The following is a 3,604-nucleotide window of genomic DNA, read 5'->3' on the forward strand; positions in this document are numbered from 1 at the left end:
AAAAACCATTTGTTACACAAAAAATATGGATATTCTATCCGCTATCCTAACCATTTATTTTTGGGGTTGAACTACCAAAATATTTATCCAAATAAATCAACCTTATTAAACTCTTATAACAGATTTTATGTAAAATAGAAATACAAAACCTCCAAATGGAGGTTTTTTTATGTCATTATTCTAAGCTTTTTTTGTTACAAAAAACACCTTGTTATATTTTCTTTTGATTAGATAAATTTCATTTTATACAACTTAGTATTTCTATAAAATACATACCGTTAAAAAACAAGCTAACTATACTTAATATCAGTAATTTACACTTAAAATACATACTTTTTAAATTAAAAAGTATGTATTTTGTTTTATAAAACACTAATAATCAAAGGAATAGAATTTTGAATCGGGGTTTCCCCGATTCCGTCTTGCTATTCCTACTTTCATTCGGAATACTATTTTTTCATCTCAATTTCACAATTTAAAATCGTGTAGAAAGAGTAAAAATATATTATCTATATATTAATAACGAATTGACTATAAGTTGTTTAACATTATTTTTAAAACAATTATATATGATTTATATATTTTTAAGAAAATAAAAATATATAAAATATTGATAACCAATAAAATACAAACTGCTCCCGCTGTTTCCTCTTGCTACTCACAATTACTATCAAATTTCACGTAAAAAAGAGTTCCGATTTTTACTTTCCTTTTTTCTGAAAAGGCAATATTGTGATTTGAGTGTCTACACAAATCCATATCTTGCATCTAATTGAAATTTTAAGATATTTTTTAAGAAAATTTAGCTTAAAAAAAACCATTTTAGAAAAGAAAAAACGAAAAAAAAGAAAGCCATTTCAACAAGTGCAGCATCACTAAATTTTATATAAAAAGTGAAACGGCTTTATGCTAAAATTTAATGGTGCGAAACTTACCTTTGTTTTCTTTTGATTTGTTTTACTTTGGTCATTCTTCATTGTTATTTTATCTAATAATTAAAAAGCCACTTGTTTTTAACTCAAATTAAGGAGTGAATAAGCTTGTAGATAGTTAATATTTAGCTTTAAATAGCTTTAAATACTTTTTGCTATAATTTCCTAATGATTAAAAATAAAATGTCTTAAAACGCAAAAAAAACGACCTCAAAAGAAGCCGTTTTAAAATCGTTTCGCTTTCAAATTTATGGTTAAACATTAAATTTGAGCAACAAAAATACATTAATGAATTAAAAATCAGTTAATTAAATTAGATGAATTTATCAAAAATAAAAAAATCCGCCCCCCCTGGTGCGACCTGCGGTCTGCTATTTCCTTTTTTTTGTTTTGTTTTTTTTCACTCCAACGAAAACAGTGCATTTCACGCAAGCTCCAAAAAGTGATTTTTCGAAGAAAATCACACCCTTAAAAACTAAAAAATTACCATGTTTTTGTATTAATTAAACATAGCTTATCTAACATTACTTATCGGCTTTCGACAAAAAACGGATATATATATGTATATCATATATATTACAAGGATTGAAAAAAGTCTTACTACCACTTTTATAATACTTTATTACCACTTTTATAATACTTTGATTTAACCCAACTGCAACTTTTATAATACTCTCTACCTCTTACTGTTTTACAAGTGGTAGAAAGTATTATCTTTGTGGTAGTAAAGTTTCACTAATATGAAAATCAATAATAAAGAAGTATTACAATCTTATATTTTAACAACTGCGAAATATGATTATTCAGTTTATGAAAAGCGTATTCTATATCGAATCATTGAACAATTGCAATCTTTAATAGAGGGGAAGGAGTTAAATAAGAGATACTCTTTAAGGGAGTACCAACACGGAAATAAAAAACTTTTCGAATTCATATTTCCCTTTTCAGCATTCAAAAAAAATGAAGAAGATAAAAATCATGCTCAAATAAAAAAAGCTTTACTTTCTTTAGAAAAAAAAGGATTTGAATATGAGGATGATAGAGTATGGAAAACTATTAATATTTTATACTTCCCTGAGTTAGAAAAGTACAAAGAAGATGTTCAATTTACTTTAAGAGAAGAAATTGTAGAAGCTTTTTTAGATTTTTCGAAAGGTTTTAAAAAATACGAGTTAAAAACTGCAATGGAATTTGAAAGTGTTTATTCTATGAGATTTTATGAATTACTTTCTAACCAAAAAAAACCTATAAATTACTCTATAGATGATTTAAAAGAAATATTTGGTCTAATCGGTAAATATAAAAACAGACCTTCTGGATTTATAGAAAAAGTTGTAGAGCCTGCAAAAATTGAACTTGATAAATGCAGTCCTTATACATTCTATTATGAGAGAATTAAAACAGGTCGAAAGATTACAGGTATTCGTTTTATTCCGATCCATCAACCGCAATTTGAAGATGAATCATTGAAGAAACAAAAAGTAATGAAACAAATGTCAAATCGTTGGTTTATTCCTAAAAACATAGAAGATTATTTAAAGTACAATTACGAGTTTACCGATAAAGAATTAAACAACAATCTTAGCTTATTTGAAAGTCTATATAATCATCTTTCTGAAGAGGAACTATTGGATTTCTTAGTCGAACTAAAAGCTCAATCTGTAGTCTATGAAATTAAAAATCTAAAAGCATACCTTATTGGTTCTTTAAAAAAGAAATCTGAACAGATTTTTGAAGAAAAGTACTTAAATAAATGACTGACTTAACACATGGTCATTTACTAGACATGTCCTACATTTGACCAACTAGACAAAAATTACCTTCATGAATTACATTGATATAAAAAACGCTTGCGAAAAAACTAATAAAAGTGAAAAAACAATACGAAGATTATTTGCAAAAGAAGAGTCTAAGCCATATATCCAAAAAAAAGGGAATAAGAATTTAATTGAAGTAAATTATCTTTTCTCTGTCTATGAGGCTGTACAAAAAGAAAATAAACGACCTACCCAAAACATAGACATGACCAACAAAAGACCAACTAATGATGAGTTAAATGATTTAAAAACTAAACTTGCTCTATATGAACAAGAAATAAGATTAAATAAATCTTTACATGAACAAGAATTAAAGAATAAAGAGTTGCTTTTACAAGAAAAAGAGGGTAGAATAATCGACCTACAAAAGACAATTCTCCTTTTAGAAGCCCCAAAAAAAGAACCAGAATTAAACCAAACAGAACAAATACCGAAAAAGAAAAAAAGATGGTGGCAATTTTAGATATACACTTCCTTATTTAGTTAGTTTTTCACTTTATTATAACTAATTTTTGATTGCGACCTTGACGAGAAATCAATCCATTGTCCCGTAGGGCAAAGGCGTTATTTTTTAGCAAAAATTTAATTTAAGGCTAATATCCTACCTAAGTAAAATAAGATAAGGTAATCACTTTTTCTTTTTTAAAAAAAGTGATTACTACCACTATAAAGCACTGAATATAATACAATTACATTAACAGCTTTAATCTTTCTATTTTTTTTTCCGCATTAATGCGTTAAGATATTAAATAATAAACTTTTTAAATTCCTATAAAATACTAACTATCAATACTTAAATGTATTTTTCAGAGTTCTAAAAAAGTAGGCGGTATTTAATAGCAAGATGTGTCTTTG

General features: G+C 26.3%; 2 protein-coding genes. Both read left to right on the forward strand.

Features of this window, described 5'->3' with window-relative positions:
• Positions 1 to 1,672 precede the first annotated feature (1,672 nt).
• On the forward strand, positions 1,673 to 2,689 hold the full coding sequence (locus IF125_RS14015) for a replication initiation protein (protein ID WP_171623989.1): 1,017 nt from the start codon (positions 1,673 to 1,675) through the stop codon (positions 2,687 to 2,689).
• Between the two features lie 67 nt (positions 2,690 to 2,756).
• Positions 2,757 to 3,212, forward strand: coding sequence for a hypothetical protein (locus IF125_RS14020; RefSeq protein WP_171623988.1), 456 nt, complete (start codon positions 2,757 to 2,759; stop codon positions 3,210 to 3,212).
• Positions 3,213 to 3,604: the final 392 nt, after the last annotated feature.

Source organism: Empedobacter stercoris (assembly GCF_020281205.1).
Taxonomy (GTDB): Bacteria; Bacteroidota; Bacteroidia; order Flavobacteriales; family Weeksellaceae; genus Empedobacter; species Empedobacter stercoris.

What these genes read in the sequence shown, in the direction of transcription:
- IF125_RS14015 (WP_171623989.1), top strand. Translation starts at nt 1,673, where the DNA reads ATGAAAATCAATAATAAAGAAGTATTACAATCTTATATTTTAACAACT.
- IF125_RS14020 (WP_171623988.1), top strand. Translation starts at nt 2,757, where the DNA reads ATGAATTACATTGATATAAAAAACGCTTGCGAAAAAACTAATAAAAGT.